The sequence below is a fragment of the Plebeiibacterium sediminum genome, assembly GCF_026013605.1.
GTDB classification, from domain to species: Bacteria; Bacteroidota; Bacteroidia; order Bacteroidales; family Marinilabiliaceae; genus Saccharicrinis; species Saccharicrinis sediminus.
In genome coordinates, this window is the sequence record NZ_JAPDPJ010000004.1 from 76,694 (window position 1) to 103,544 (window position 26,851).

Below are 26,851 nucleotides of genomic sequence, written 5' to 3' on the forward strand. Positions count from 1 at the left end.
CCTAATGTCTGTTACCTACGGAAAAGATAACAAAACTGCCCTTCAGGCAAAGTACGATGCTCAAAAGATAGCATTCGCACCAATCATGTTTCAAGCTGCACTTTCACTTCGAAACCTTGGAATCCTTGAATTAATTAAGAATAAAAGAAAAGGAATCACTATTGAAGATATAGCTTCAGAACTTAAACTTTCAGTATATGGAGTTAAAGTTTTATTAGAAGCTGGATTAAGTCTTGAATTGGTTACTGTTGAAGAAGATTTGTATACACTCACAAAAACCGGATGGTATATTCAGTGTGATGAGTTAACCCGAGTGAATATGGATTTTACTCAGGATGTAAATTACGAAGGTGTTTTTACTCTTGAAGATTCCATTAAAGAAGGAAAACCTACAGGTTTAAAAGTATTTGGTGATTGGCCAACAGTATATGAAGGTTTGGCTCATTTGCCAGAAAAAGCCAAAAAAAGCTGGTTTGCATTTGATCACTACTATTCCGATTATGCTTTTCCTGAAATTATGCCTTTGGTATTTAAAAATAATCCAAAGCAGATTTTAGATGTTGGTGGTAACACAGGAAAATTTTCTATTCAGTGTGCAAAATATAACGAGGATGTAAAAGTTACCATTCTTGATTTACCCGGTCAGTTAAACGTAGCTTATAAAAATATTGAAGAAAACGGTTTTAGCGATAGAGTAAATGGTCATCCGTTAAATTTATTAGATCATTCAAATCCGTTTCCAAAAGGAGCAGATATTATTTGGATGAGTCAGTTCCTGGATTGTTTTTCTCAGGAAGATATTCTTCAGCTCTTAACAAGATCTTTTAATGCTCTTGATGAAAACGGAAGAGTTTATATCCTTGAAACTTATTGGGATGATCAGGAATTCCCTGCATCTACATATAGCTTACATGCAACGTCATTATATTTTACAAATATTGCAAATGGTTGCAGTCAGATGTATCATTCAGAAGATATGTTGAAATTAGTTGATAAAGCCGGATTAGAAGTAGAAGAAACTGTTCGAAATATTGGTGTTAGTCATACCTTATTAATTTGTAAAAAGAAGTAATTTCGAACCAGAACCAAAACAATAAGATATGCAGTGGACCATTGAAGAGTTAATACCTCAGCGACCTCCTTTTGTATTTGTAGATAAAGTAATGAATTTTTCAGAAGGATCTGTAACTACATCTTTTGAAATAAAGCAGGATGGTACTTTGGTATTTGATGGATTTATGCAGGAGGCTGGTTTAATTGAAAATATTGCTCAATCTGCAGCTGCATTAGAAGGATGCAATGCAAAGAGTAATAATTGTAAGGTGAAGGTTGGCTTTATTGGTTCGGTAAAAAATTTAGAGATAAGCAGGTCGCCAAAGGTAGGGGAGATATTGGAGACACAGGTTAATATTTTAACCAATGCCATGGGAGTAAATGTAGCAGAAGGTATTGTAAAGTCTTCTGATGAAATCGTAGCAAAGTGTGTGCTTAATATTTTTTTAAAAGAGGATTAAAGGTTTTTGTAATCTGTTGATTATAAATCATCTTTAATTAGCTTATAACCAAAAAAACTAATATGATGAAAAAGATTTTTTTATTGGGATTGCTTTGTGTTTTGCTTTTTAATGTACAAGCACAAAAAACGAGTGACCTTTTTACCGACAATGATTACCAGTATGTTTGGTTCGGTGTAGACTATTCAAATGTGAAGCTGATAGGTGATTTTTATGCCACCAATATGGGTGGAGAAGAGCCAAAACAGTTTATTAAAGATAATTATTTCAAAGCCTGGAATGACCTTATTAAAAATGAGAGAAGAAAATTTAGTGTGGAAAACATGCTGAATAAAGATGAGGTGGTTTATGATATTGAAATGATTGAGGCGCTGAATCAAACAGGTTCCTACGAAAGTTTAGAGGCAGAAAAAGCCATGCCTTTGAGTGATGATGTTCTTACTAATGCAATAAAAAATTATAACCTTAATTACAATGAGGGAATAGGGGTTGTTATAATTGCAGAGTATTTGGATAAATCATTTACAGAAGCTTCTTATGTTCTTGAAATTTTTAATATTGCAACCAGAGAAAAATTAATCGAAGAGCGTTTTGTTACCAAACCTGCAGGTTTTGGTGTAAGAAATTATTGGGCTGGATCGTTATATTATATTTTTAAAGACGTTACAGCAAAAAGATATAAAGCCTGGAAAAAACAATATAAGTAAGAGTGAAAGAATTAGTCAATATAACAAAAGTAAAGGTCCGATTTAGTGAAGTGGATTCTATGCATATTGTATGGCATGGAAACTATGTGAAATTTTTGGAAGATGGTCGTGAGGCTTTTGGATCACAATATGGCCTTGGTTATTACGATGTGTATGAGGAAGGTTATATGACTCCAATTGTAAAGGTGGATATTGACTATAAAAACCAGGTAAGATATGGTGAAGAACTTGAAGTGAAAACCATATTTGAGAGTGTTGATGCAGCTAAAATTTGTTTCAGATATGAAATTTCAAAAGTGTCTGATAAATTGATTGTTGCTAAAGGAAAAACCATTCAGGTGTTTTTAGATACGGAGGGTGATTTACAATTAACCAACCCTCCTTTTTATACTTCCTGGAAAGAAAAATGGGGGTTAATATAAATGATAGTATTTGGAGCAAATAATATTATTTCGCCATTAGGGTGGACCAGTGAGGAGAACTTTAAAAATATTTTAGAAGGAAAAACCGGACTTACAATTCAGGACGATAAAGAATTGTCGGATGTAGCTTTTCCAGTTGCTAAAATTAAGGAGATTGATATTCAACAACATCTGGAAGAGTATCCTGATGTTGTGGGTTATTCTAAGTTGGAGCAGTTGTGTATTTTATCCTTAAAACAAATTATTGCTAATGTTGATGTAAAAAATCCCAAAACAGGATTTGTATTTAGCACAACAAAAGGCAATGTGGATCTTTTGAAGGAAGAAGAGCCAGGTAATGATGTATATCTTGGTAATACAGCTCAATCGATAGCCAATTATTTTGGATTTCAGAATACACCTCATGTGATTTCTAATGCTTGTATTTCTGGTTTGGCAGCAATTGTGTTTGCTAAACGAATGATTTCATCAGGCATTTATGATCAGGTGGTTTTATTAGGAGCAGATATTTTATCCAAATTTATTGTTTCTGGATTTCAGTCATTTCAATCATTAAGTGCGGAACCTTGTAAACCTTATGATGCAAACCGAGATGGATTGTCATTGGGAGAGGCTGTAGGATCTATCATCCTTTATAAAAAGGAGGGTGAAGATAATTCAGGAGAAATTGAGGTGGTAAACGGAGCTATCAGTAATGATGCCAATCATATTTCAGGACCATCACGAACAGGAGAAGGCCTTTATCGGGCAATACAACAAGCCACACGAAATAATGCCCGTATTGATGTGATTTCATCGCATGGTACTGCAACTCCATATAACGATGATATGGAATCGCATGCTATTAGTAGAAGTGGATTGTCGGATGTGCCAGTGAGTGGATTGAAAGGATATTTTGGACATACTTTAGGTGCTGCCGGAATTATTGAGTCCATCATTTCAACCATGGCATTGAAAGAAAATGTTGTGATTGCAACTAAAGGAATACAACAGCAAGGTGTTGTTCAACCTATTACAGTTGCAAACGAAAATATTGCAACATCAACAAGAGAGTTATTAAAATTGATGTCGGGCTTTGGTGGCTGTAATGCCGCTGTTTACTTTAAAAAACATGAGTAAGATAATTAAGGAGCTTGTTATAGAGCAGGGTACGGTTTTACTTAATGGCGAAACGTTTTTTAAGGGAGAATCTACAGAAATAGGCCCATTTTTGAAATCATTATATAAGCATCTGGAACTTAAATACGGTAAGTATTTTAAAATGGATTTGCTCAGTAAATTGGGATTTTTGGGAGCAGAAATTCTTATCGATGGAGCGAATGAAATTGTTCCGGAAACAGATGAAGTAGCTTTGGTTTTCGCTAATGCATCATCTTCATTAAACACAGATGCAAATTATCAGGAGAGTATTGCTGATATTCCAAGTCCGGCTGTTTTTGTTTATACGCTACCCAATATTGTAATCGGAGAGATAAGTATTCGTCATAAGTTTTATGGAGAACATATGTTCTTTATTCAGACGGAATATAACAAAGAAGAATTATTAAAATATACAGAGAGCTTGTTTGCCGAAACCAATACAAAATATGCAATTGTAGGTTGGCTGGAAGTTGATATGAATAACGAGTATAATGCACAACTGATGTTGTGTTCTAAATAATTTTGTAAAAATTTAAACCATGAGTGAATTAAAAGAAGAGCTAAAAGCAAAATTAATAGAGCAGTTAAACCTTGAAGACTTTGAAGTTTCAGATATCGATGATAACGATCCATTATTTGATGATGAAGGTTTAGCTTTAGATTCAATTGATGCTTTAGAGATTATCGTTTTGCTTGAAAAAGAATATGGTATTAAGCTTGATGATCCTAAAAAAGGAAAAGATATCATGCAATCAGTTCAAACATTAGCTGATTTTATTGAAAAAAACAGAAAGTAATTGTAGAGGGAAATACGAATAATCTATGTCAAAAGGTATTGTAGTAACCGGTTTTGGAGTCATCTGTTCCATTGGCACAAATGCTGATGAATGTTTGGATTCGTTATTAAACAAACGTTCCGGAATAGATCGTATTAAATATTTAAAAACGGTTCACAAAGATTCTTTTAAGTTAGGTGAGGTTAAAATGAGTAATCAGGAATTAGCTGATCAACTTGGTTTACCTTCATCAGATTTACACAGTCGTACTACTTTGTTAGCTATGGTGGCTGCAAAAGAAGCCATTACCATGGCAAAACATTTAAATGGAGTCAAAGATAAAACAGGAGTTGTATCATCGACTACTGTTGGAGGTATGGATGTTACCGAGAATAAATACTTAAAAGAAACAACTGATTATTCGTATTTATATACCCATTCATGTGGTGATTCTACAAAAAAAGTTGCTGAATATATTGATGCAACAACTTACTATACCACATTAAACACAGCTTGTTCCTCAGGAACCAATGCTTTGATTCATGGAGCGAGACTCTTAAAACACGGAATTCTGGATAGGGTTGTTGTTGGCGGAGTAGATGCTTTAACCATGTTTACCTTAAACGGCTTTAATTCGCTAAAAATTCTGGATACAGATTACTGTAAACCTTTTGATGCTGCCCGTAAAGGATTAAACTTAGCTGAAGGAGCAGGGTATGTAGTTTTAGAAAGAGAATCTGAAGCAACAAAATCTTTTTGTAAGGTAAGCGGTTTTGCAAATGCAAATGATGCTCATCATCAAACAGCATCTTCACCAGATGGAAAGGGAGCATACCTTTCAATGACTGAAGCTTTGGAGATGAGTGAATTAAAAACTGAGGATATTGATTATATCAATGTTCATGGTACAGGAACAGATAATAACGACTTTTCTGAAGGAACTGCTTTGAATCGTGTTTTTGGAAAAGGTAATGTCCCTTCTTTTTCATCCACAAAGTCATATACCGGACACACTTTAGCCGGAGCTGCAGGTATTGAATCTGTTTTCTCAGTTTTAGCTATTGTGAATAATGTGATGTATCCTAATCTAAACTTTAAAACTCCAATTGAGGATTTGGATTTAGTTCCATTAACTGAAGTTGTAAAAGATAAGGAAGTTAAAAATGTATTGTCAAATTCATTTGGGTTTGGAGGTAATAACTCAACTGTGATTTTTTCTGAATAGTATGGATATTTATATAAAATCATCGGATTCTATTAGTGCGCAATTGAGTTTTGAGAGTGGACTTCCTTCAACTCATGAAACTACAGAAGAAGCCTTTTACAATTGCATAAAGCCGGAGTACAAAAAGTATATTAGTCCAAAATTATTGCGACGTATGAGTCCAATAATTCGTAATGGTGTAGCGTGTAGTTTATCAGTATTAAATAAAGCTAATTTAGAGCAACCGGATGCAATTATTGTAGGAACTGCATTGGGATGTTTACGAGATACAACCAGCTTTTTAACTCAGTTAATTGAGGAGAACGAAGAATTACCAAATCCAACATATTTTATTCAATCCACTCATAACACTATAGCTGGTCAGATTGCTTTGTTACTGACTTGTCACAGTTATAATTTCACATTTTCTCAGATGCATAATTCATTTGAAACAGCTTTATTAGATGCTCAAATGTTAATGCTTGATGAAAAAGCCAATAATGTATTGGTTGGTGGAGTGGATGAGATGTCAGAAAATACCTTTAATCTGATTAAAGATTTAGATTGCTACAAAAATACTAAGCCAGGAGAAGGTGCTGGGTTTTTTATTTTAAGTAGTGAAGAATCACCAGTAAAACTCGAAGGTGTTAAAATCATAAACGAACCTGCTATTGATTTTGAAAAGGAATTACAGCAATTCGGTCTTACACCAGAGGATGTTGATGTAGTTATTGGCGGAGATAACTTTGCCGATGATAAAGCTTATACTGATGCTAACAATTTATTTGGCAATATATCTTATGTATGGTATAAGCCATTTATGGGAGAGTTTGGTACAGTATCTGCTATTGCTTTATGGATGGCAACTAAAGTTATTGAAGAAAAAGAAATTCCGGACTGTTGGATAAAAAACGGAGTGAAACCTGATGGAATTGCAAATGTTTTAGTTATAAACAGTGTTGGAAATGAGCATAGTTTAATGCTTTTAAAGGCAAAGTAAATTATCCAGACCATACTTTAATCCGAGAATGAAATGATCATGACTATAGTTCTCACAATTGAGAAGGATAGTTTTTTATGGCAACTTTCATTTTACTAATAGATAAAGAAATAAACGTATGAAATTTAGAGTGTTTTTATTCATATATATAGGTGTTGTTTTGGGCATTCTATTGTTGAATATAACACTCAGCACTAAGCTGATATGGATTGCCATAACTACCTTATTTTTTAGTGGTATTATTGCATTGGGCGTTTCAGTTATGAGATTGAATTTTTTTATTCAGTCACGTTCAAATATCTATACAGAAAAAAAAGAGATAGCACTTACCTTTGATGATGGTCCTGACCAGAAATTCACTCCTCAAATATTAGATCTTTTAAAAGAATTCAATGCTAAGGCAACCTTTTTTTGTATTGGGAGTAAGGTAAAAGGACAGGAAGACATTCTTAAAAGAATGATAGAAGAAGGTCATGCCATAGGGAATCATACCTTTGAACATGCCAATTCGTTTCCATGGTGGAGTGTAACGAAAATAAAAGAATCAATAAAGAACACAGATAAGGCTCTAAAAGAAGCTGGGTTAGAAGCAACAATTATGTTTCGACCACCATTTGGTGTAACAAATAATATAATAGCAACAGCAATTAAGCAGAGTAATAAAAAATGCGTAGGTTGGAGTATCCGCACTAAAGATACATGCAAATCTGTAGCAGAAGTTGTGAATAAGGTAAAGAAGAAACTAAAGGCCGGAGATATTATTCTTCTACACGATACAAATTCTAATATTTTAGTTGAATTGAGAGAAATATTGGTGTATTGTAAAAAGCATAATTTTACACCTGTTGCCTTAAATAATAAAGAACAAGAAATATAGTGGTATCATGATAAAGCGTTTTGTTTTAGGGATTTTTGTATTGTTAATTTCTGGTATTGCGATGGCTCAGCAAGATGGGAAACCAATCACTGTTGAAGAACTTCAGAAAGTGATGAAAGAAAAAACAGCCGGAGTTAATACCATAAGTTGTGATTTTATTCAGGATAAGCATATGGAGTATCTTGAAACTATAATTACATCTAAAGGAAAATTGTTTTTTGATACCAAAAATCGTTTACGATGGGAATACAAAGAACCATTTGAATATTTGATTACAATTAATAATGGTCAGTTTTCAATTAGTACTGATGGTGAAACAAATAACTATGATATCGAGTCGAATCAAATGTTTTCAAAAATTAGTGAATTGATAATAAGTTCGGTTAATGGAACCATTTTTACAGATACTAATTTTGATGTAAAAGCATTTGAAGGTGAAAATCAGTATGTTATTTATCTGGAACCAAACATTGCTGAATTAAAAGAAGTCTTGAAAAAAATTAAAATGCAGATTGCTAAAAAAGACTTCTCAGTTGATAAAGTGACAATGTACGAGATGGATGATAATTATACGGAGATTAGTTTTATAAATAAGAAGTTTAATGAGAGTTTTTCTAACGATATTTTTACTGCTAAGTAGTATAACTTTTTCTTCGTGTTCATCAGCAAAGAAATTTGCTCCTGCCAATAAGGAAATTCAACAACCTTTAACCGGAGGCAACAAGTCTGCTTTGTATAAAGCGAAGATGAAGGTGTTTGGGAATTTTTTTTCAGGACTGGTTTTGTTCAAATACAATAAGGAAAATAATGATTACAACGTAGTTTTACTTACTGAAGTAGGATTAACTTTATGTGAGTTTTATTGTGTTAATAATCAAATAGAAGTAAAAAAAGCAAGTAGCTTGTTCCAGAGCAAGATGGCACAAAAAACACTTGCTGAAGATTTTGGATATCTGATATATGAACTTGGTGCAGTAAAAAAAGTTGCCGAAGGTGTTTATAAAAACTCAGATAAAGTAAAATATACTTTAGGAACAGAAGCAAAGGTTCAGAGAATAAGAAAAAGAAGATTAATCAATGGAATTATTGTTGACCTTGAAAAGTATAAACAAGGAGTTCCTTCAAGTATAAAATTTAAACACAGAGGAATTAAGTTTAATATGGAACTGTCTCTGTTAAAAGTTAGCTAATATGTTATTGAATGATTTTTTTACATATAAAGTAATTGACCAGGAAGAAGGTAAATGGACTTGTCAGCTTGAATTTAATGCTGAACACAACATTTATAAAGGTCACTTTCCTGGATTGCCTGTAACACCAGGTGTTTGTCAGGTTCAAATCGTTCAAGAGGTGGTTAGTGATATTCTGGATCAGGAATATAGTTTAAGAGGTGCCAGGGACATTAAGTTTCTAAATTTTATTGATCCTCACAAAACACCAAAATTAAATTTAGAATTGACCCTAAAAGAAAAGGAAGCTGAAGTTCTTTCTGTAACTGCTTTAATGGTAAATGAGGGTGTTAACTTTTTAAAAATGCGTTCTACATTTTCTAAGTAATAATGAGTGGGGAAGTGAAAAATATCAACTGGATAGAGGAGTTTGATTTGCTAAAATGCTGCGTGATTATTCCAACATATAACAATGAGCAAACTTTAGTAGGAGTGGTTGAAGATGTAAAAGCTTTCACCTCTAATATTATTGTAGTAAATGATGGAAGTACCGATTCTACAGGTCAGATTATTGAAGGATTTGTTGGAGTAGATGTTGTTAGTTATTCCAATAATAAGGGAAAAGGTTATGCTATTCGTCAGGGATTTAAAAGAGCCCTTGAATTAGGGTTTCATTATGCTATTTCATTGGATTCTGATGGACAGCATTATGCTAAAGATCTTCCTGTTTTTATTACAAATATTAAAGAAAATCCGGATAGTTTGTTGATTGGCTCCCGTTTTATGGAGGGAAAAGATCAGCCTAAATCCAGTGGGTTTGCCAATAAATTCTCCAATTTTTGGTTCCGTGTTGAAACCGGAATTAATCTTCCCGATACACAATCTGGTTATCGTTTATATCCGATCAAAGCCCTGGAAAAGAAAAAATGGTTCTGTAATAAATATGAGTTCGAAATTGAAGTGATTGTTCGGTCTGCATGGAAAGGAATAAAAGTTGATTGCGTGCCTATTGACGTTTATTACCCAAGTCAGGAGGAACGTGTAACACATTTTCGACCGTTTAAAGACTTCTTTAGAATCAGCGTTTTAAATACGATTTTAGTATTACTGGCTTTTTTAATTTATCGACCTAAATTAATTTTTCGTGAGTTTAAAGGAAAAAGCATAAAAGAAATATATAATACCCATGTTCGAAATTCAAACGAAACCAAAGGTAAAATTGCTGCAGCCATTGGTTTTGGTGTATTTATGGGGATTTTCCCCGTTTGGGGATATCAATTGTTAATAGGTTTTTTATTGGCACATTGGTTTAAACTTAATAAGGCTATATTTTTTATTGCTGCAAATATCAGCTTACCTCCAATGATTCCGTTTATTCTTTACTTAAGTTATGTAACTGGTAGTTTTTTAATGGGACAAGGAAGTTGGCATGTGGATACAGATTTAAATATTGAATCCATTTCTACCAACATCAAGCAATATATTTATGGCGCAATAGGCTTGTCGATTATTATGGGCGGTTTGTTTTTTTTCTTTTCCTATTTAATTCTTTCACTTTTTAAATCGTCGAACAGACAAAATGCATAAGTTTTTTTCACTGATATATTCGGGTTTGGCAAATAGAGGTAGATGGATGTTTTCATCTATTTTGGTTTTAATAGGTCTGCTTTCATATTTTATCTATCAGGTAAAGCTCGAAGAAGATATTACTTCGTTAATTCCTATGGATGACAGGATATCAGAAATGAGCCAGACATTTGCCAATTCAAAATTTGCAGATCAACTGATATTTACGGTTTCATTAAAGGATACCAATACCGTTGATGAAAGAAAATTAATTCAGGTTGTCGATTCGTTAAGTGATTTCTTAATGCAGGATACTGCATTGGTAAAAGAAATCAGAAATACAGTAGATGAAGCAGCAACTGCTAAGGTGTACGATTTTTTCTATAAAAATCTACCCATTTACATGACCGATGCGGATTATGCCTATTTGGATACGATTGTTTCAGCAGAGCATCTTAATACTCTAATGAAAAAGAATTATCGAAGTATTATTGCTCCCACAGGTTTTGGTACTGGAAAATATATTTTAAAAGATCCCTTAAGTCTTGTTCCAAGGTTTTTAAAAAAGCTGGAATCATTTCAATTGGATAAGAATTTTGGCTTATATAAATCTCACATCTTCACTAAAGATCGAAAGCATACCTTAGCCTTTTTAGATCCGAAATATTCCTCAAAAAACACCAAGCAAAATCGTCTACTAATAAAAAAGATAGATCAGTATTTAACAAGTGCAATACCCGATGATGTGCATGTTGAATATTATGGAGGAACAGCCGTGGCTGTGGCCAATGCCAATAGAGTTCAAAAAGATATTATAACAACCATTAGTATTGCTGTTGTTTTATTGCTGTTACTTTTTGTAGCTGTATTTAAAAACATCAAAGTACTGGCATATTTATTTTTACCGGTTGTTTTAGGTGTGGGTATTTCAATAGTTTTACTGTCCTTTATGTATTCAACTATTTCGGCAATAGCCTTAGGAGTTGGTGCTATTTTAATAGGGATTTCTATTGATTTCTCATTGCATTATTTTTCGCATGTTCGATATGGACATAGTGCAAAAAGCATTATCAAGGATATTTCCGATCCTGTTATTATGAGTAGTTTAACTACAGCAAGTGCATTTTTGTGCTTAAATGTTGTGAACTCTCAGGCATTAAATCAATTGGGATTATTTGCAGGAATAAGTGTTTTGGCATCATCAGTATTGGTTTTGATATTACTTCCATTGCTATTCCGCAAAAAGGTAAAAGCCCAACCGAAACAGCACAATACCATTATTGATAAATTTGCTGGATACGATTTTCATAAAAATAAATATTGGATTTCAGGAGTTATTGTTCTAACCATCGTTTTCTCATTGTTGGGAAGAGATATAACTTTTGATGCTGATATTGCTAATCTGAATTATCTTCCTAAAGAATTAAGCAAAGCTGAAACGAATTTAAAAAGTATTAGTTCTGCTGCTGCAAGTGCTATTTATGTGGTTACGGATGATGCCTCACTGAATGGCGCACTTGAAAAGCTAGAACAACATGCAGCTCTTTTTAATAGTCTTGAAGAGAAAGGAATTATTGCATCATTAAGTGGTGTAAATTCATTACTGGTATCAGAAAGTAAACAGAAGGCTAAAATTGAAAAATGGAATCAGTTTTGGGAAAAGAAAGGGTTGGATTCTGCGATTAATACTATCGATGAAGCCGGAGCTAATAATCACTTTAAAACAGGTGCATTTAAATCATTCTTTCATGTACTAAAAAAGCAATATGCATCAATTAGTGATCATGACATCGCATTAATACGAAAGCTTTTCCTTTCAAATTTAATCAGTGAGCATGATGCTAAAGTTTCTTTGGTAACCATTTGTAAAGTAGATCAATCTCAAAAGGACGCATTTTTTAGCGCATTAAATGGTGAAAAAGATTTGTTGGTATTAGATAAGCAATTTTTTACCAATCAGTTTTTTGAGTTGTTAAGAGACGATTTTAATAAGTTGATTAACTACTCTATGCTTGTGGTATTTTTAATTGTTCTTATATTTTGGGGACGATTTGAATTGGCATTAATTACGTTTATTCCAATTGCTTTAAGTTGGCAGTGGACCCTTGGTTTAATGGGATTGTTCAATGTTGATTTTAATATATTCAATATCATCATCTGTACTTTTATTTTTGGGTTGGGCATTGACTACTCCATTTTTGTAATGCAGGGATTAATGAACAATTATAAATATGGAGGCCGAAGTATTTTACCATATAAGGTTTCTATCATTTTAAGTGTTTCCACAACGCTTATTGGAGTAGGAGTACTCATATTTGCAAAGCATCCGGCCTTAAAATCTATTGCACTGGTTACCATATTTGGAATATTTTCGGTGATCATTATCACCTTTACCATATTGCCGTTCTTATTCAATTGGCTTACGCATACTAAGAATAAAAAACGTCAGTTCCCTATCATATTACTTGATATTGTTGTATCGTTTGTTTCATTTGCCGTATTCCTTGCAGGAGTTATATTTCTGTCGGTTTTAGTATTACTTTTTAAATACACGCCTTTCTTTTCAGATGGTAAAAAGAGAGTGATTCATTACTTGTTATTCCTGAACTGCAAGTTAGTTGTTGGAATAAACTTCTTATTTAAAAAAGAATACATCGATAAGTATAAATTGAATCTGGATAAACCTGCAGTGTTGGTTTGTAATCATCAGTCGCATTTAGATATTGCATTAATATTGTTGATGAGTCCTAAGATATTTGTATTGACCAACGAATGGGTTTGGAAGAATCCTTTCTATGGATTGATCATCAGATATATTGATTTTTATCCAATTTACACAGGTATCGATCAGGGATACGAAAAGATTAAGGCTAAAGTGGAGAAAGGCTATTCCGTACTGATTTTTCCTGAAGGAACCCGGACAAAAGATGGAAATATTTTACGCTTTCATCAGGGGGCTTTTAGCTTAGCAGATTATTTGGGATTAGATATTTTGCCTATTCTGTTACACGGTGCTTACAATTGCATGCCTAAAACTGAATTCTTTCTAAGAGCTGGGCATGTAACATTGAAATTCTCTGATAGAATTAAAGTTGAACCTGTTAACATAGAAAAAGGAATTACTTATAGACCTCAGGCAAAAAAACTGACAGCCTTTTATCGCGAACAATATGCTCTTCTGAGGAAGGAGAAGGAGACCGTGGATTTCTTTGCTCGTAAACTGATTAACCAATATGTTTTTAAAGGTCCGGTATTAGAGTGGTACTTAAGAGTGAAAATATCTTTGGAAAAAAATTACCGATTTTACGATGAGTTACTTCCTAAAAAAGGAAAGATTGTAGATGTTGGTTGTGGATACGGCTTTTTATCGAATATGCTGAGTTACACAGCAGAATCCAGAGAAATTGTAGGATGGGATTATGATAGTGAAAAGATTGCTGTGGCAAAAGAAGTTGCCAGGGATTCAAAACAGGTTTCATTTGCAGAAAAAGATATTGTAACTCAGGATTTTGAACCTGCAGATGTTTTTGTTTTCAATGATGTGCTTCATTACTTTTCGCAGGAGCATCAGTTGGCGGTTTTAAATAAAGCATATCATCATTTGAATGATGGAGGTTCTATTGTTATCAGAGATGCAGATACAGAATTAGAAGAAAGAACTAAGTTTACTCAGTTGACTGAATTTTTCTCCATCAAATTGTTAGGCTTTAACAAAATGGAATATGAACTGTCTTTCTTTTCTTCAAAAAGTATCGAACAGTTTGCTAAAGATCATCAAATGCATTTTACAAAGGTTGATAATGCAAAATATACGTCTAATTTAACTTACATATTAAAAAAGGCTGAGTAGGGATGGCAAAATATGATATAGTTGTAATAGGCAGTGGATTAGCAGGTTTACAGTGTGCTTATCTTTTGAGTAAAGAAGGATATCATGTTTGCGTGGTTGACCAAAATGATCGTATTGGAGGAATGATGCAGTCTTTTGCAAGGGATGGTGTTGTGTTTAATACAGGTCTTAATTATACAGAAAGCCTGGGTGAAGGAGAGGTTTTATATCGATATTTTAAATTGTTTGGATTAATTGGAAACATTACACTTAAACAATTAGATGAGGTCCGTTCGGATATTATTACGCTTGGTAACAAAGAATATACTATTCCTCAGGGACACGGAAATTATGTAGAAAAGCTTAAATCGTATTTTTCCAATGAAGCTGAAGGAATAGAGGCTTATATGAACAAGATGGCCGAAGTTTGTAATTCTTTTCCTTTATATAAGTTAGAAGATCAATACTCCGGATTTGCAATGGACAGTCCTTATATGGCTATGTCTGCATCCGGCTTTATTAATGAAATGGTTCAGGATCCTGACTTAAGAGGTTTACTGGCTGGAACCAATATTTTATATGCAGGTCAAAAAGATCTGACTCCCTTATACACACATTCTTTAATCAGTTATTCTTTTATAAAAAGTTCCTGGCGGGTTCAGGAAGGAGGAAGCGGAATAGCTAATGTTTTAGCCAATGGCGTACGTAAAAATGGCGGTACTGTAATCAGGAACGCTGAAGTTGTCAAGTTTAAAGTGTCAGATGGACATATAACCCATCTGGAACTTAGAAATGGAGACGTTGTTGAAGGAAGTAATTTTGTTTCGAGTATTCACCCCAAAACACTGATTCCTCTGGTTGAAGAGGGGGGATTTAAGAAAGTGTTTAAGAAGCGAGTACTGTCACTGGAAGATTCAATAGGAATGTTCTCAGTTTATGTGGTACTTAAAAAGGGAACTGTAAAATACCAGAATTATAACCATCATTATTTTAGAACAAATAATGTTTGGACAACAGAGACTAAGGTTTGGCCTGAGAATTTTTTATTGTACACCCAATTTAATAAAAAAACGAGTGAGTATGCAGATGGTTTAACCATCATCACATACATGAGCTATAACGATGTTGAAAAATGGAGTAATACAACCATCGAAGAAAGAGGTGACGATTACTTAAGATTTAAAGAAGAAAAGGCGCAGCAATTGTTGGATATGGCTGAGAGAAAAATTCCAGGGTTGAAGCAAAATATACAATCTTATTATACATCAACTCCATTAACTTATCGCGATTATACAGGTTCTACCAATGGTTCTGCCTATGGATTAATTAAAGATTATAAGAATCCAACTTATTCAATTTTAGTGCCTAAAACCAGATTAAAAAACTTGTATTTTACTGGTCAAAACTTAAATATGCATGGTATTTTGGGCGTTTCAATAAGTTCCGTTTTAACCTGTTCAAGCTTTTTAGGCGAAGAGTATTTGTACAATAAATTAATACATGTTTAAGACATGAATAGTGAGCATACTTTTGACATAGCAATTATTGGCAGTGGCCTGGGAGGACTGGCTTGTGGCAGTATTTTGAGTCAGCAAGGTTATAAAGTATGTATTCTTGAACAACATTATCAAATAGGAGGATGTCTTCAGGACTTTAAGCGACAAGGTGTAGTGTTTGATACAGGTATGCATTACATCGGCAGCTATGAAAACGGACAAATTCTGAATACCCTTTTTCGATATTTTGGAATCTATGATAAGATACAAGCAAGCAGACTAAGCGAAAATGGATTTGATGTAATTAATATTGCAGGCGAGGAGTTTGCCTTACCTCAGGGAGTTGTCAATTTTAAAAAGAAATTGGTTGAGCATTTTCCGGATGAATCCAAAGCTATCGATACTTATTTTAATAAGCTTCAGGATATTTATGATTCTGTTGATTTGATTAATTTAAGAGATATCCCAACTGATGATTTACCTCGAAAAAAAGGTTTGGATGAGAATGTTTTTGAGTTCGTTTTTTCCATTACCGCGAATGTGGATTTACAGAATATTTTGTGTGGATTAAATTCTCTTTATGCAGGAAAAAAAGAGTCTGCCTCTCTGTTCATACATTCCATTATTACACTATTCTACTTACAAAGTGCTTATAAACTTGATGGAGGAGGAGGTCAGATTGCCAGAGCATTTAAATCTGTTATAGAACGTAATGGAGGAGTTATAAGAACAAAAGCCAAAGCTGAGGTTTTAAAATGTGAAGAAGGAGAGGTAAAGAGTCTGATACTCGCTTCTGGTGAAGAAATAAAAGCAAAACAATATATATCTAACATCGATCCATTAACCACAATGGAAATGTTAGAAGGTGCAAATATCAGAAAGGTTTTTATCAAAAGATTACGAGAGCAGGAACAAACAACTTCTTGCTTTTCAGTTTATATAAAATTGAAAGAGAAGACTTTCAATTATTTGAATGCAAATTACTATTATTACGACGAGAAAAATGTTTGGGCGTTGGATTCTTATTCTGTTGAGAATTGGCCACAGGGTTATATGATTTATTTCAGCGAGAGTGATGAATTTAGAGGATTTGCAGAAAATATAACCATCATTTCGCCAATGGATTTTGCAGAAATGAAGCCATGGGAAAATACCGGAATTGAAAACAGGGGAGCATCATATTTAAAGATGAAGGAGGATAAAGCTGAGTTGTTGATTCAGATGGTAGAAAAAACTTATCCTGAAATCAGATCTTGCATTGAAGAGATGTTTACATCATCTCCATTGACATTTCGTGATTATACAGGAGTTAGGCGAGGAGCAATGTATGGCGTGTTAACAGACAGCCGAAATCCATATGATTCTCAGATCATGCCTAAAACCAGGGTGAAGAATTTATTTCTTACCGGTCAGAATGTGAATATGCATGGAGTTTTAGGTGTTTCTGTTGCGGCTCTTTTAACCTGTGGCGAGATCATGGGAATGAATAAGATAATGTCAGATTTGCGAAAGCATGTTGTTAAGAATTAGAAGATAGAACAATGAAGAAATTAAAATATATACTTGTCATATTATTGGTATTAATAGGTGGACTTTATGTTTGGTTTAAGTCAATGATTTTATCTCCTCCAGAAATTGAAGATCAATCAGTCTTGTCGTTAGAGGTGCAACAATTATCTGATAGTTTATCGGTATGCGGAGACAGTTGGTTGCATCAGAACAATGGAGGCATTTATGAATTGATGATTAGTGGTAAGCCATTTGAACTTGGTGTAAAAAATGGAAAGCTAACTCAGGAATTAGCCGGTAAACAAGAGGAATATTTTATCGATTTCATTAAAACATTGATTCCATCAGAAACTACTTTAAATTATCTGAAATATTTTATTACGTATTTCAATAAAGATTTGGATAAGTATATCCATCAGGAATATCTAGAAGAAATTTATGGTATTTCAATGTTTGCATCAGATGAGTACGATTTTATTGGCGATAAATATCATCGGGTACTGAATTATCACGCAGCTCATGATATTGGACATACGATACAAAATATGAATTTAGTGGCTTGTACTGCTTTTAGTGTACAAGATGAATTAACTGAAGATAGTACAATTTATGTTGGTAGAAACCTTGATTTTTCAGCGGGTGATGATTTTGCCCGAAATAAAATTGTGGTATTCTGTAAACCGGATCAGGGTTATCAGTTTGCATATATTTCCTGGGGTGGTATGATGGGAGTTTTGTCTGGTATGAACGAGCATGGTTTAACCATAAGTCTCAATTCAGCAAAGTCAGGGATCCCAATGTCTGCAAAATCGCCAGTTTGTATAGTTTCAAGAGATGTATTACAGCATGCCAAAAACATTGAAGAAGCTTATCAGATTATAAGTGGATATGAAACCTTTGTTTCAGAATCATTTTTGGTGAGTTCTGCCTCAGATCATAAAGTTGTTGTGATTGAAAAATCCCAGGAACAAACTGCTATTTATGAATCAGGAGAATCAAAATTAGTGTTAACCAATCATTTTCAAAGTAAAGAATTGGCTAATACTGAGCTGAATATTGAATCCATTGAAGAAGGGTGTTCCTTGTACCGTTTAAAAAGAACACATGAGTTATTAGATAGAGACTCTTTGTATAATTATCAAAAAGTAGCGGATATCCTAAGAGATAAGAATGGGGTAAATGACGAATCTATAGGTATTGGTAACGAATCTGCCGTAAACCAGTTGATCTGTCATCATTCCGTGGTTTTTAATCCTGAAAAAAGATTGATGTGGGTGTCAGAGTTTCCTTATCAGGAAAATGAGTTTGTTGCTTATGATTTAAATAAGCTATTTAATGATGACTTCGACATTAAAAACAATGAAATTAATGTGGATAGTTTAAAAATTGACGCAACAGATTTTTATAATGATCATGGAGTTGAGGAAATATGGAAATACAGAAACCGCATTGATTCAATAAAAAAAATAATTATTCCCGATGAATCTGTAATTCTGGGCGCCGGGTATATCGATCAACTCATTAATAAGAATCCGGATTTTTATTATGGGTACTATGTGGTTGGATTGTATTATAAAGAAAGAGGAGAGTATAAAAAAGCCTTGAATTATTTTAATAAGGCATTAAAATTACAGTTTCCTCGTGTTGTTGATAAAGAGCAAGTGAAAAGTAAGATACAGGAAGTATCTGATATTTTAGCAGAAAATTAGAAGCATAAAGTAGGAGATTGTTTTATGATCATATCAAAGCATTGCATTATAATTATCTTATTAAGTTTTATCTGGCAGATAACTTTTGCTCAGGATAATGCTCCCGAGAATCCTTTTTTACCGGAACCAACGGGTAAGTATGCCGTTGGGACGGAATCTTTTATTCTGAGAGATACTACAGCTGCTAAAAAGAAAAATCAAAGTCGGATTTCAATTAAGATTTGGTATCCTGCAATAGCTTCACAGAAGGATTCGCATTTTAATAAATATCTTGATGGATATGATCTGAATGAAATATACCGGCTTTTCAAAGCTAAAGGTGTAACTAAAGAAGATATTGAAAAGCTAGCTAGTTATTCAACCTATTCGGCGCAAGGATTACAAGTTTCCAATGATCAGGAAGAGTTTCCTGTGATTATTTTTACTCCGGGATATTATTTCGGATTAAACGATATTTATTCTGCTTATATCGAAAACCTGGCCAGCAATGGATATATTGTTTGTGCCATTACGCATATCAATCAACAAATCTCTATAAAGGCTGCAGATAAAAACGATAATGCTTTACATACAGCACGGTCTTCACTGCCGTTTTTACAATGGTGGTGGGTTGATAAAATTAACTTTAAAGACCATATGAAATCTGAAAATCAGGTTTCAATGAGTAAGTATTTTCTTAAAAGACTGAAGCGATTTAACAAAGTATTGAAGGAATGGGAGGGCAGTACTTTATTTTTGATCGATTATTTGCGAGCAGCAAAAGAGAATCATAAAAGTGAGCTATATACTCGAATGAATCTGGATGAAGTAGGTGCAATGGGACAATCATTTGGTGGAGCCCTGGCAAATCATTTATGTGTATCCTACGATTTTATTAAAGCCGGAGTTAACTTAGATTGCTTTCAATTTGGGGATGTTGCAAATACATATACCAATAAGCCTCTTATGTTAATTGAAAGTGAGCAGCAAATAAAATGGAGAATAGCCAATGAATACATCTACAAGGATTATAATCATCTTGAATATGCCCGGATAAAAGGAGGAAAGCACTTCTTATTTACAGATTTACCTTATTACAATGTAATTCTTGATGATGAGAAATTAGATGAACTTATTGGAGAAGTTGATGGACAAAAAGCTATAGAATGGATGAATTCTATAATTTTATCCTTTTTTGAAGAGGGATTAAAAAATGGCAACAATGCTCATGTGATCGAGCGCATTGATAACGACGAAATTTTGTATCAAAAATCAAACAAATGTATATACCTGAAATAGAACTAAAACCACAGGCAGAGATAAAGCGTTTTCAAGAGGGAAAGCTACAGGAATTATTGCAATATTTAAGTGAGAATTCTGCGTATTATCAGCGCTTTTTCAAAACACATCAGGTTGATATTACCGAAATAAAAACGCTTGAAGATCTTCAGAAAATACCAACAACAACTAAAGATGATCTTCAAAAGTACAACAATGACTTTTTATGTGTTCCAAAAAATAAAATCATTGATTACTTAACCACTTCAGGTACAGCCGGAGATCCGGTGGTATTTGCCGAAACAGAAAATGATTTACAGCGATTGGCTTATAATGAGTATATTTCGTTTGTTTGTGCAACTGCTAAGCCCGATGATATTTTCCAATTAATGGTTACTCTTGATCGTAGATTTATGGCAGGGATGGCTTATTATGAGGGGATTAGAAAATTAGGTGCCGGAGTGGTTCGTGTTGGTCCTGGTAATCCAGGATTGCAATTTGATACCATAGAAAGAATCAAGCCAACAGCATTGGTAACCGTTCCTTCTTTTCTGTTAAAGCTGATCGATTACGCGGAACAACATCATATCGATTACCAGAATTCGAGTATTAAAAAAGCTGTTTGTATTGGAGAGAGTCTTAGAAATGAAGATTTTTCATTGAATACTTTAGGTCAGCGAATTAAAGAAAAGTGGGATATTGAATTGTATTCAACATATGCTTCAACAGAAATGGGTACTGCCTTTACCGATTGTGAGTTTGGTATGGGAGGACACCATCATCCGGAAATGATTATTGTTGAGTTTTTAGATGATGAAGGGAACCCTGTTCCACCCGGAACTCCGGGAGAGGTTACCATTACAACACTTGGTGTTGAAGGAATGCCTTTGTTACGCTTTAAAACAGGTGATATCTGTAACCACTTTGTGGATAAATGTAAGTGCGGAAGAACCACAACCCGTTTAGGTTCTGTTATCGGACGAAAAAATCAGATGATAAAATATAAAGGAACAACCCTTTATCCACCTGCGTTATACGATGTTTTAAACGACATTGAAAATGTGGAAAATTACATGGTGTGTATTAGTAAAAATACCATAGGTACAGATGATATTGAAATTAAAGTAGGAACAACAAAACCCGGAGATGTTCTTAAAAAAGAAGTAAAAGATTGTTTCAGAGCTAAGTTAAGAGTAGCTCCCGATGTAACTTTTTATACCCCTGCAGAAATATTAAAAATGCAGTTCCCTGAAATGAGTAGAAAACCAATAACTTTTGTTGATAACAGAAACTAGACTATGATTGATTTTGAGAAAGTTTACGAGGAGATGAGGCCTTACAGAGATGAGGAAATTGCCGGGGCGATGAGTAGAATATTAAAAGAGCAGGCATTTTATCCTGTGCTACATTACGTTTACCCCAATCGTTCTCTTGAAGAGTCGCTTAAAGAAATGGGTGCGATAAAAAGTATTTATGACTTCCAATCCAAGTTCAGTAAAATTGCTGTGGAGGAAGTTTTAAATAAAACAGCCACAAGTTTTAGCTATTCTGGAGTAGAAAATCTGGATAAGGAAACCTCGTATTTATTCATCTCAAATCATAGAGATATTGTTTTAGATAGTGCAATTTTGCAGTGCGTATTACTTAATAACGGACATAGAACTACTCAAATTACCTTTGGAAGTAATTTAATGAGTAGTCAGTTTATTATTGATATTGGTAAGGTAAATAAAATGTTTACTTTTTACCGGGGAGGATCAAGAGTTGATATATATCGTAATGCACTGATTCATTCAGCGTATATTAAAAAAGTATTAACGGAAGAGAATGAGTCTGCCTGGATTGCTCAACGTGATGGCAGAACAAAAGACGGGTATGATAAAACCCAGATCTCTTTGCTTAAGATGCTTACCATAAAAGAAAAAGATCATATTGCAGCTTTAAAAAAGTTTAATATCTGTCCTGTATCTATTTCCTATGAGTTAGAACCTTGTGATATTTATAAGGTAAGAGAGCGACTAGCTTCAGCAGAAGAGGAATATGTAAAGGAAAAAGACGAAGACTTCAATAGTATTCTTAATGGAATAGTCGGAACGAAAGGCAGGGTTCATATTGCTTTCGGAAAGCCGGTTAACTGCTTCATTGATGAAAATATAGATGAATTGGATAATAATAATATTCATCAAAAAGTATGCGACGAAATGGATCGGCAGATCTGGTTAAATTATCAGTTAAATCCATTTAATTATGTGGCATATGATATTTTAAATACAAGTCAGCAAAATATGGGTGCAAAATATTCTGAACAGGATATTGATGATTTCTATGATCTTATAGATCAAAAAGTATCAGGAGAAACAGATCAAATCAGAATTAAAAAGCAAAAAGACGGTTTGCTAAAAATGTATGCAGCACCAGTTGAAAGTTATCTTAAAGTAAAATGTGAGGTTGAAGGTTAAATTAAGTGATATAGAATAAATATATACCTATGATTGGATTCATTAACATATATAGAAAGAATAGTATATTTAAATTAAATTTACTAAGTTAGCTTGATATAGAATTAAGGAAGGGAATGAATCAACAACTCAGATTTGGTATATTAATAGTTTTCTTATTTCAGTTTCTTGCTGTTGGACTTTTTGCACAGCGTGATATCAGTTTTGATTCTTTTTTGCAAGAAAATGGTCTGCCTAATAATCAGGTTCAATGCGTTTTTCAGGATTCAAAAGGGATTATATGGGTTGGTACAAACCTGGGATTAAGTCGTTTTGATGGATATAAGTTTGTCAATTTTCTTGAATCAGATATCGATAGTCTCAGCATTAAAGGTACAATTGTAAGAGCCATTGATGAAGATGATAAGGGCCATATTCTTGTTGGAATGGAGAGTGGTGGACTCAATGTGTTCGATAAAAAATTGGAACGTTTTGAAAGACCACTTAAAAAGCATCATCTTTTTAAAGGCAGGGACATTTCGGTTAATGCAATAAAAAAAGATGATAAAGGAAATATTTGGTTGGGAACTAGCATAAGTATCTTAAAGATAAACCCGCAAGGTGATATTGAAAGGATACCATTAGATAGTGAGGATGAGGAGTTTGTTAGGGTGTTGCAATTTGATAAGGATGGTAAGCTTTGGGCAGGAACCAATAATGGGCTCTTTGTAATAAATCCGTTATCATACAAATACGAAAAGATTGATTTGCCATATAATGAAGACTTTAATCATAATCATGAAGTATGGGAAATTTATTTAAATGAGGATGGAAATCTTTGGATTGGATCTTATACCACTGGGATTATTATCTTAAATCCTGAAACAAAGCAAACTCAGCTTTTAAATCTCAAACCTGAATTTGAAAGATCCAGAACTGTTCGTTCGATAGTTTCTAAAGAAAAAGGGAAATACTGGATTGGTACTCGGGCAGGATTATATTTCTATGATCAGGTTAAAGGAGCAGTTTCAGTTTTTCGTCATGATGACAGAGAACCGAAAAGCCTTGTTAATAATTCTGTTTTGGATATTTTTACTGATCGACAAGGTAAAATATGGATTGGTACCAGAGGAGGATTAAATCTTATTTCAAATAGTACTCAGGTATTTCATAATTATAATGCTCATCCTTCTGATAAATCAAGCCGATACTTAAATAGTAGTGTTATTTATGCCTTTTATGAGGATGATCAGGGGAAAATATGGGTTGGAACCGAAGATGGAGGTATTAATATTTATGATCCTAAATCCAATACCTACAGCTATATTAAGGTTGATGAAAATAACCCTGATGCTTCAATTTCCAGAAATTGTATTAAGGCTTTTCAAGAAGATAAAGAAGGGAATTTGTGGATTGGGACCTACTATGGTGGAATAAGTGTTTTAAACTTTAAAACAGGTAAGTTTACTCAATTCAGGAACGATCCGAATAATCCTAAAACCTTATCGGATAACCGGGTTTGGGATATCATGAAAGATGATAATGATGAAATTTGGGTAGCTACAACTGGAGGGGTTGATAAATTTGATGCTGCAACCGGAGAATTTATTCACTATCCACAATTAGCCCGGGAGCAAGTGTTTTGGATTGATATTGACTCTCATGAAAATATTTGGTTGGGAACTCAGGATGAAGTTGTTATTTATAATCAGCGAAATAATGAAATAGCTAAGTTTAAAGAGCACTCCCGGAATTTTTTAGAAGATTCGAAAGGTCGTTTTTGGATTACTACTTTAGATAAAGGAATTGTTCAATATTCGCGATTTGAAGGTCCTACCCGATATTTTCAATATGATGATGGTTTATGTAATAATCAGGCATTATGTATTCTTGAGGATGATGCGAATACTTTATGGATAAGCACTTCTAATGGATTGTCGAATTTTAACCCGGAAACTGGCGTTTTTAGAAATTTTTCAAGCAAGGATGGATTACGAAATAACCAATTTACTTATGGAGCTGCATATAAAACAAAAGATGGTAATCTTATTTTTGGAGGAATATCCGGCTTCAATATCTTTCATCCGGAAGATGTAAAATCCGATAAAAATGAATATCCAATCGTGTTTACGGATTTACGAGTTTTCAATAAAAAGGTGAAAATTGGTCCGGATCAAGATGCTGTACTCAAGCAAAGTATATTAGAAACAAATCATATTGTTTTGGATTACAAACAAAATGTATTTACGCTCGATTTTGCAGCCTTAAATTATACCAATAGTGAAGCTAATTTATATTCATATTATCTCGAAGGATTTGATATGGACTGGAGTGAGCCAAGCAAGCAGCATTCAGTTACGTATACAAACCTTGATCCTGATGATTATGTATTCAGGGTGAAACGTATTGTTCCGGGAGCTCCAGATAGTAATGAAGCTTCAATTAGCGTTACGATTTTACCTCCATTCTGGCGTACCTTGTGGTTTAAATTAATTATTCTGGGAGTAATTATTGGGTTAATTTATGTGTTAATTCAATTTGCCATCTTCCGACAAAAAATTAAACATGAGGTGATTTACGAACGAATGAATTCTAAACGTCAAAGAGAATTGGAAAATTTGAAAATGAAGTTTTTTACCAATATCTCTCATGAAATTAGAACGCCACTATCATTAATCATTACACCTCTCGAAAAACTCACCTCTCAAAAGTTATCTGTAGATGAAGTACAATCGCATCTTCAAATAATGAGGAAGAGTGCCAATAAATTAAGTCGTTTATTTAATCAATTGCTTGATTTTAGAAAACTTGAATCAGGGAATTTAAAACTTCAATTAAAGCAGGGTGATTTGGTTCGGTTTATTGCAGATGAGGTAAATACATTTAAAAGTTTTGCAGAGGAGCAGGGAGTCGAGTTGTCTTTTAATTCTTTAAAAGATAAATTGTTGACTTGCTTTGATGTGGATAAGATTGAAAATATCTTAAATAATTTATTATCCAATGCTTTTAAGTATACTGAAAGCGGAGGAACTGTTTTGGTTAATTTATCGTTGATTTTTGATTCGGTAGAAGATGAAATGAATCAAAAGATTGATAAAGAGTTTATTAAGATTGTTGTAAAAGATACAGGGAGAGGTATTTCTCAAAATAGTATTCAACGAATTTTTGATCGTTTTTATCAGGCTGAAGACAGGGAATTAATGAAGGGAACAGGAATCGGATTATCTTACGTTAAAGAGCTTGTAGAACTTCATAACGGAACAATATCCGTTTCAAGTAAGCCTGGTAAAGGAAGTGAGTTTACAGTACTCATTCCTCTCATTACAGATTGTTCAGAGTTATGGATTTCTGAAGATAGTGAGTATGAAAATCAGAGTAATGAGAATGAATTGAACACAGTAAAATCTGAACCAGTAGCAAAAGCAAAATACTTATTGATAGTAGAGGATAATGCAGATGTTAGAATGCTATTGAAAACTCACTTTGAGTCGAAATATACCGTAATTGAGGCCACTAATGGAATAGCAGGTTGGGAAAGTGCTTTAGATACTTTACCAGATATAATTATTAGTGATGTTTTAATGCCCGAAATGGATGGATATGAGTTCTGTTTTAAAGTTAAGAATGATGAAAGAACATCTCATATTCCGGTTATTTTATTAACCGCATTGCATTCTTCAAAACATGAATATAAAGGATTATCCTGTGGGGCGGATGATTATATTACCAAGCCATTTGATCTTAATATTTTACAGGCAAAACTAGAAAATATACTGGCTTTAAGAAAATCTCTGAAAAAGAAGTTTTCAGATGAAATTACACTGCAACCTAAAAATGTAAAGGTATCTTCACCTGATGAAAAATTTCTGCAGCGTGCTGTAAAAAGTGTTGAAAAAAACATTGCAAATCCCGAGTTAGATATTGAAACATTTGCCAAAGAAGTTGGAGTTAGCCGTATGCAGTTATACAGAAAGTTAGATGCTCTGACAAATATGACTGTGAAAGAATTTATACGTAATATCCGACTTAAAAGAGCAGCCCAATTAATTCAGCAAGATAAAATGACAGTAAATGAAATTTCATATGCTGTTGGATTTCGCGATGTTTCACATTTTCGAAAGTGCTTTAGGCAACTTTACGGAATGAATGCAACAGAGTACAAGCAAAAGCTTATGGAAGAGTAACTTATGGCCAACAATAGATTTTTCCTGTGTTTTGATTGCTATTTCCTTTTGTGT

22 protein-coding genes are annotated in these 26,851 nt (G+C 33.6%); all 22 read left to right on the forward strand.

Annotated features, from left to right (window positions below):
• Nucleotides 1-4: 4 nt before the first annotated feature.
• The 22 genes from OM075_RS03675 (at nt 5) to OM075_RS03780 (ending at nt 26,797) form a co-directional block, all read left to right on the forward strand.
• Nucleotides 5-1,072 carry a methyltransferase gene (locus tag OM075_RS03675; RefSeq protein WP_301189118.1) on the forward strand — a complete coding sequence of 356 codons (1,068 nt, stop codon included), beginning with the start codon at nt 5-7 and terminating at the stop codon, nt 1,070-1,072.
• Between the two features lie 28 nt (nt 1,073-1,100).
• Nucleotides 1,101-1,514: a hotdog family protein gene (locus OM075_RS03680; protein ID WP_301189119.1), complete on the forward strand. Its 414-nt coding sequence runs from the start codon at nt 1,101-1,103 to the stop codon at nt 1,512-1,514.
• Nucleotides 1,515-1,576: 62 nt separating this feature from the next.
• Complete coding sequence (locus OM075_RS03685) at nt 1,577-2,221, forward strand: hypothetical protein (RefSeq protein WP_301189120.1); 645 nt, start codon at nt 1,577-1,579, stop codon at nt 2,219-2,221.
• A gap of 2 nt (nt 2,222-2,223) precedes the next feature.
• Complete coding sequence (locus tag OM075_RS03690; RefSeq protein ID WP_301189121.1) at nt 2,224-2,643, forward strand: acyl-CoA thioesterase; 420 nt, start codon at nt 2,224-2,226, stop codon at nt 2,641-2,643.
• A complete protein-coding gene (locus tag OM075_RS03695) occupies nt 2,644-3,762 on the forward strand; it encodes a beta-ketoacyl-[acyl-carrier-protein] synthase family protein (RefSeq protein ID WP_301189122.1) in 1,119 nt (372 codons plus the stop codon).
• Entirely contained in the window at nt 3,755-4,303 is a 549-nt protein-coding gene (locus OM075_RS03700; RefSeq protein WP_301189123.1) for a hypothetical protein, read from the forward strand. Before OM075_RS03695 ends, OM075_RS03700 begins: the two co-directional genes overlap by 8 nt.
• A gap of 19 nt (nt 4,304-4,322) precedes the next feature.
• Entirely contained in the window at nt 4,323-4,580 is a 258-nt protein-coding gene (locus OM075_RS03705) for a phosphopantetheine-binding protein (protein ID WP_301189124.1), read from the forward strand.
• Nucleotides 4,581-4,605: 25 nt separating this feature from the next.
• Nucleotides 4,606-5,784: a beta-ketoacyl-[acyl-carrier-protein] synthase family protein gene (locus tag OM075_RS03710; RefSeq protein ID WP_301189125.1), complete on the forward strand. Its 1,179-nt coding sequence runs from the start codon at nt 4,606-4,608 to the stop codon at nt 5,782-5,784.
• A 1-nt stretch (nt 5,785) separates the two neighbouring features.
• On the forward strand, nt 5,786-6,763 hold the full coding sequence (locus OM075_RS03715) for a beta-ketoacyl synthase chain length factor (protein WP_301189126.1): 978 nt from the start codon (nt 5,786-5,788) through the stop codon (nt 6,761-6,763).
• Nucleotides 6,764-6,881: 118 nt separating this feature from the next.
• Nucleotides 6,882-7,640, forward strand: a complete 759-nt coding sequence (locus tag OM075_RS03720; protein ID WP_301189127.1) for a polysaccharide deacetylase family protein — start codon at nt 6,882-6,884, stop codon at nt 7,638-7,640.
• A 61-nt stretch (nt 7,641-7,701) separates the two neighbouring features.
• Entirely contained in the window at nt 7,702-8,280 is a 579-nt protein-coding gene (gene lolA2, locus OM075_RS03725) for a flexirubin biosynthesis/transport protein LolA2 (protein WP_494515753.1), read from the forward strand.
• A complete protein-coding gene (lolB2, locus tag OM075_RS03730) occupies nt 8,243-8,830 on the forward strand; it encodes a flexirubin biosynthesis protein LolB2 (RefSeq protein WP_301189129.1) in 588 nt (195 codons plus the stop codon). The genes lolA2 and lolB2 overlap by 38 nt, the downstream gene beginning before the upstream one ends.
• Before the next feature lies 1 nt (nt 8,831).
• A complete protein-coding gene (locus OM075_RS03735; RefSeq protein WP_301189130.1) occupies nt 8,832-9,197 on the forward strand; it encodes an ApeI family dehydratase in 366 nt (121 codons plus the stop codon).
• Between the two features lie 2 nt (nt 9,198-9,199).
• Nucleotides 9,200-10,396: a DUF2062 domain-containing protein gene (locus OM075_RS03740; RefSeq protein WP_301189131.1), complete on the forward strand. Its 1,197-nt coding sequence runs from the start codon at nt 9,200-9,202 to the stop codon at nt 10,394-10,396.
• Entirely contained in the window at nt 10,389-14,225 is a 3,837-nt protein-coding gene (locus tag OM075_RS03745) for a trifunctional MMPL family transporter/lysophospholipid acyltransferase/class I SAM-dependent methyltransferase (protein ID WP_301189132.1), read from the forward strand. The genes OM075_RS03740 and OM075_RS03745 overlap by 8 nt, the downstream gene beginning before the upstream one ends.
• A 2-nt stretch (nt 14,226-14,227) precedes the next feature.
• Nucleotides 14,228-15,712, forward strand: coding sequence for a phytoene desaturase family protein (locus OM075_RS03750; RefSeq protein WP_301189133.1), 1,485 nt, complete (start codon nt 14,228-14,230; stop codon nt 15,710-15,712).
• Nucleotides 15,713-15,715: 3 nt separating this feature from the next.
• On the forward strand, nt 15,716-17,230 hold the full coding sequence (locus OM075_RS03755; protein WP_301189134.1) for a phytoene desaturase family protein: 1,515 nt from the start codon (nt 15,716-15,718) through the stop codon (nt 17,228-17,230).
• 11 nt (nt 17,231-17,241) lie between these two features.
• Complete coding sequence (locus OM075_RS03760) at nt 17,242-18,918, forward strand: C45 family autoproteolytic acyltransferase/hydrolase (protein WP_301189135.1); 1,677 nt, start codon at nt 17,242-17,244, stop codon at nt 18,916-18,918.
• A 24-nt stretch (nt 18,919-18,942) separates the two neighbouring features.
• A complete protein-coding gene (locus OM075_RS03765) occupies nt 18,943-20,196 on the forward strand; it encodes an alpha/beta hydrolase (protein ID WP_301189136.1) in 1,254 nt (417 codons plus the stop codon).
• Complete coding sequence (gene flxY, locus OM075_RS03770; protein WP_301189137.1) at nt 20,178-21,470, forward strand: flexirubin biosynthesis putative acyl-CoA ligase FlxY; 1,293 nt, start codon at nt 20,178-20,180, stop codon at nt 21,468-21,470. The genes OM075_RS03765 and flxY overlap by 19 nt, the downstream gene beginning before the upstream one ends.
• Before the next feature lie 3 nt (nt 21,471-21,473).
• Nucleotides 21,474-22,634: a lysophospholipid acyltransferase family protein gene (locus OM075_RS03775; protein WP_301189138.1), complete on the forward strand. Its 1,161-nt coding sequence runs from the start codon at nt 21,474-21,476 to the stop codon at nt 22,632-22,634.
• Between the two features lie 116 nt (nt 22,635-22,750).
• A complete protein-coding gene (locus tag OM075_RS03780; RefSeq protein WP_301189139.1) occupies nt 22,751-26,797 on the forward strand; it encodes a two-component regulator propeller domain-containing protein in 4,047 nt (1,348 codons plus the stop codon).
• Nucleotides 26,798-26,851: the final 54 nt, after the last annotated feature.

Coding starts and splice junctions, on each gene's coding strand:
- OM075_RS03775 (WP_301189138.1), top strand. CDS start 21,474: ATGATTGATTTTGAGAAAGTTTACGAGGAGATGAGGCCTTACAGAGAT.
- OM075_RS03740 (WP_301189131.1), top strand. CDS start 9,200: ATGAGTGGGGAAGTGAAAAATATCAACTGGATAGAGGAGTTTGATTTG.
- OM075_RS03720 (WP_301189127.1), top strand. CDS start 6,882: ATGAAATTTAGAGTGTTTTTATTCATATATATAGGTGTTGTTTTGGGC.
- OM075_RS03765 (WP_301189136.1), top strand. CDS start 18,943: ATGATCATATCAAAGCATTGCATTATAATTATCTTATTAAGTTTTATC.
- OM075_RS03780 (WP_301189139.1), top strand. CDS start 22,751: ATGAATCAACAACTCAGATTTGGTATATTAATAGTTTTCTTATTTCAG.
- OM075_RS03710 (WP_301189125.1), top strand. CDS start 4,606: ATGTCAAAAGGTATTGTAGTAACCGGTTTTGGAGTCATCTGTTCCATT.
- OM075_RS03745 (WP_301189132.1), top strand. CDS start 10,389: ATGCATAAGTTTTTTTCACTGATATATTCGGGTTTGGCAAATAGAGGT.
- OM075_RS03675 (WP_301189118.1), top strand. CDS start 5: ATGTCTGTTACCTACGGAAAAGATAACAAAACTGCCCTTCAGGCAAAG.
- flxY (WP_301189137.1), top strand. CDS start 20,178: ATGTATATACCTGAAATAGAACTAAAACCACAGGCAGAGATAAAGCGT.
- OM075_RS03685 (WP_301189120.1), top strand. CDS start 1,577: ATGATGAAAAAGATTTTTTTATTGGGATTGCTTTGTGTTTTGCTTTTT.
- OM075_RS03700 (WP_301189123.1), top strand. CDS start 3,755: ATGAGTAAGATAATTAAGGAGCTTGTTATAGAGCAGGGTACGGTTTTA.
- OM075_RS03755 (WP_301189134.1), top strand. CDS start 15,716: ATGAATAGTGAGCATACTTTTGACATAGCAATTATTGGCAGTGGCCTG.
- OM075_RS03680 (WP_301189119.1), top strand. CDS start 1,101: ATGCAGTGGACCATTGAAGAGTTAATACCTCAGCGACCTCCTTTTGTA.
- OM075_RS03760 (WP_301189135.1), top strand. CDS start 17,242: ATGAAGAAATTAAAATATATACTTGTCATATTATTGGTATTAATAGGT.
- OM075_RS03695 (WP_301189122.1), top strand. CDS start 2,644: ATGATAGTATTTGGAGCAAATAATATTATTTCGCCATTAGGGTGGACC.
- OM075_RS03715 (WP_301189126.1), top strand. CDS start 5,786: ATGGATATTTATATAAAATCATCGGATTCTATTAGTGCGCAATTGAGT.
- OM075_RS03705 (WP_301189124.1), top strand. CDS start 4,323: ATGAGTGAATTAAAAGAAGAGCTAAAAGCAAAATTAATAGAGCAGTTA.
- OM075_RS03735 (WP_301189130.1), top strand. CDS start 8,832: ATGTTATTGAATGATTTTTTTACATATAAAGTAATTGACCAGGAAGAA.
- lolB2 (WP_301189129.1), top strand. CDS start 8,243: ATGAGAGTTTTTCTAACGATATTTTTACTGCTAAGTAGTATAACTTTT.
- lolA2 (WP_494515753.1), top strand. CDS start 7,702: ATGGCTCAGCAAGATGGGAAACCAATCACTGTTGAAGAACTTCAGAAA.
- OM075_RS03750 (WP_301189133.1), top strand. CDS start 14,228: ATGGCAAAATATGATATAGTTGTAATAGGCAGTGGATTAGCAGGTTTA.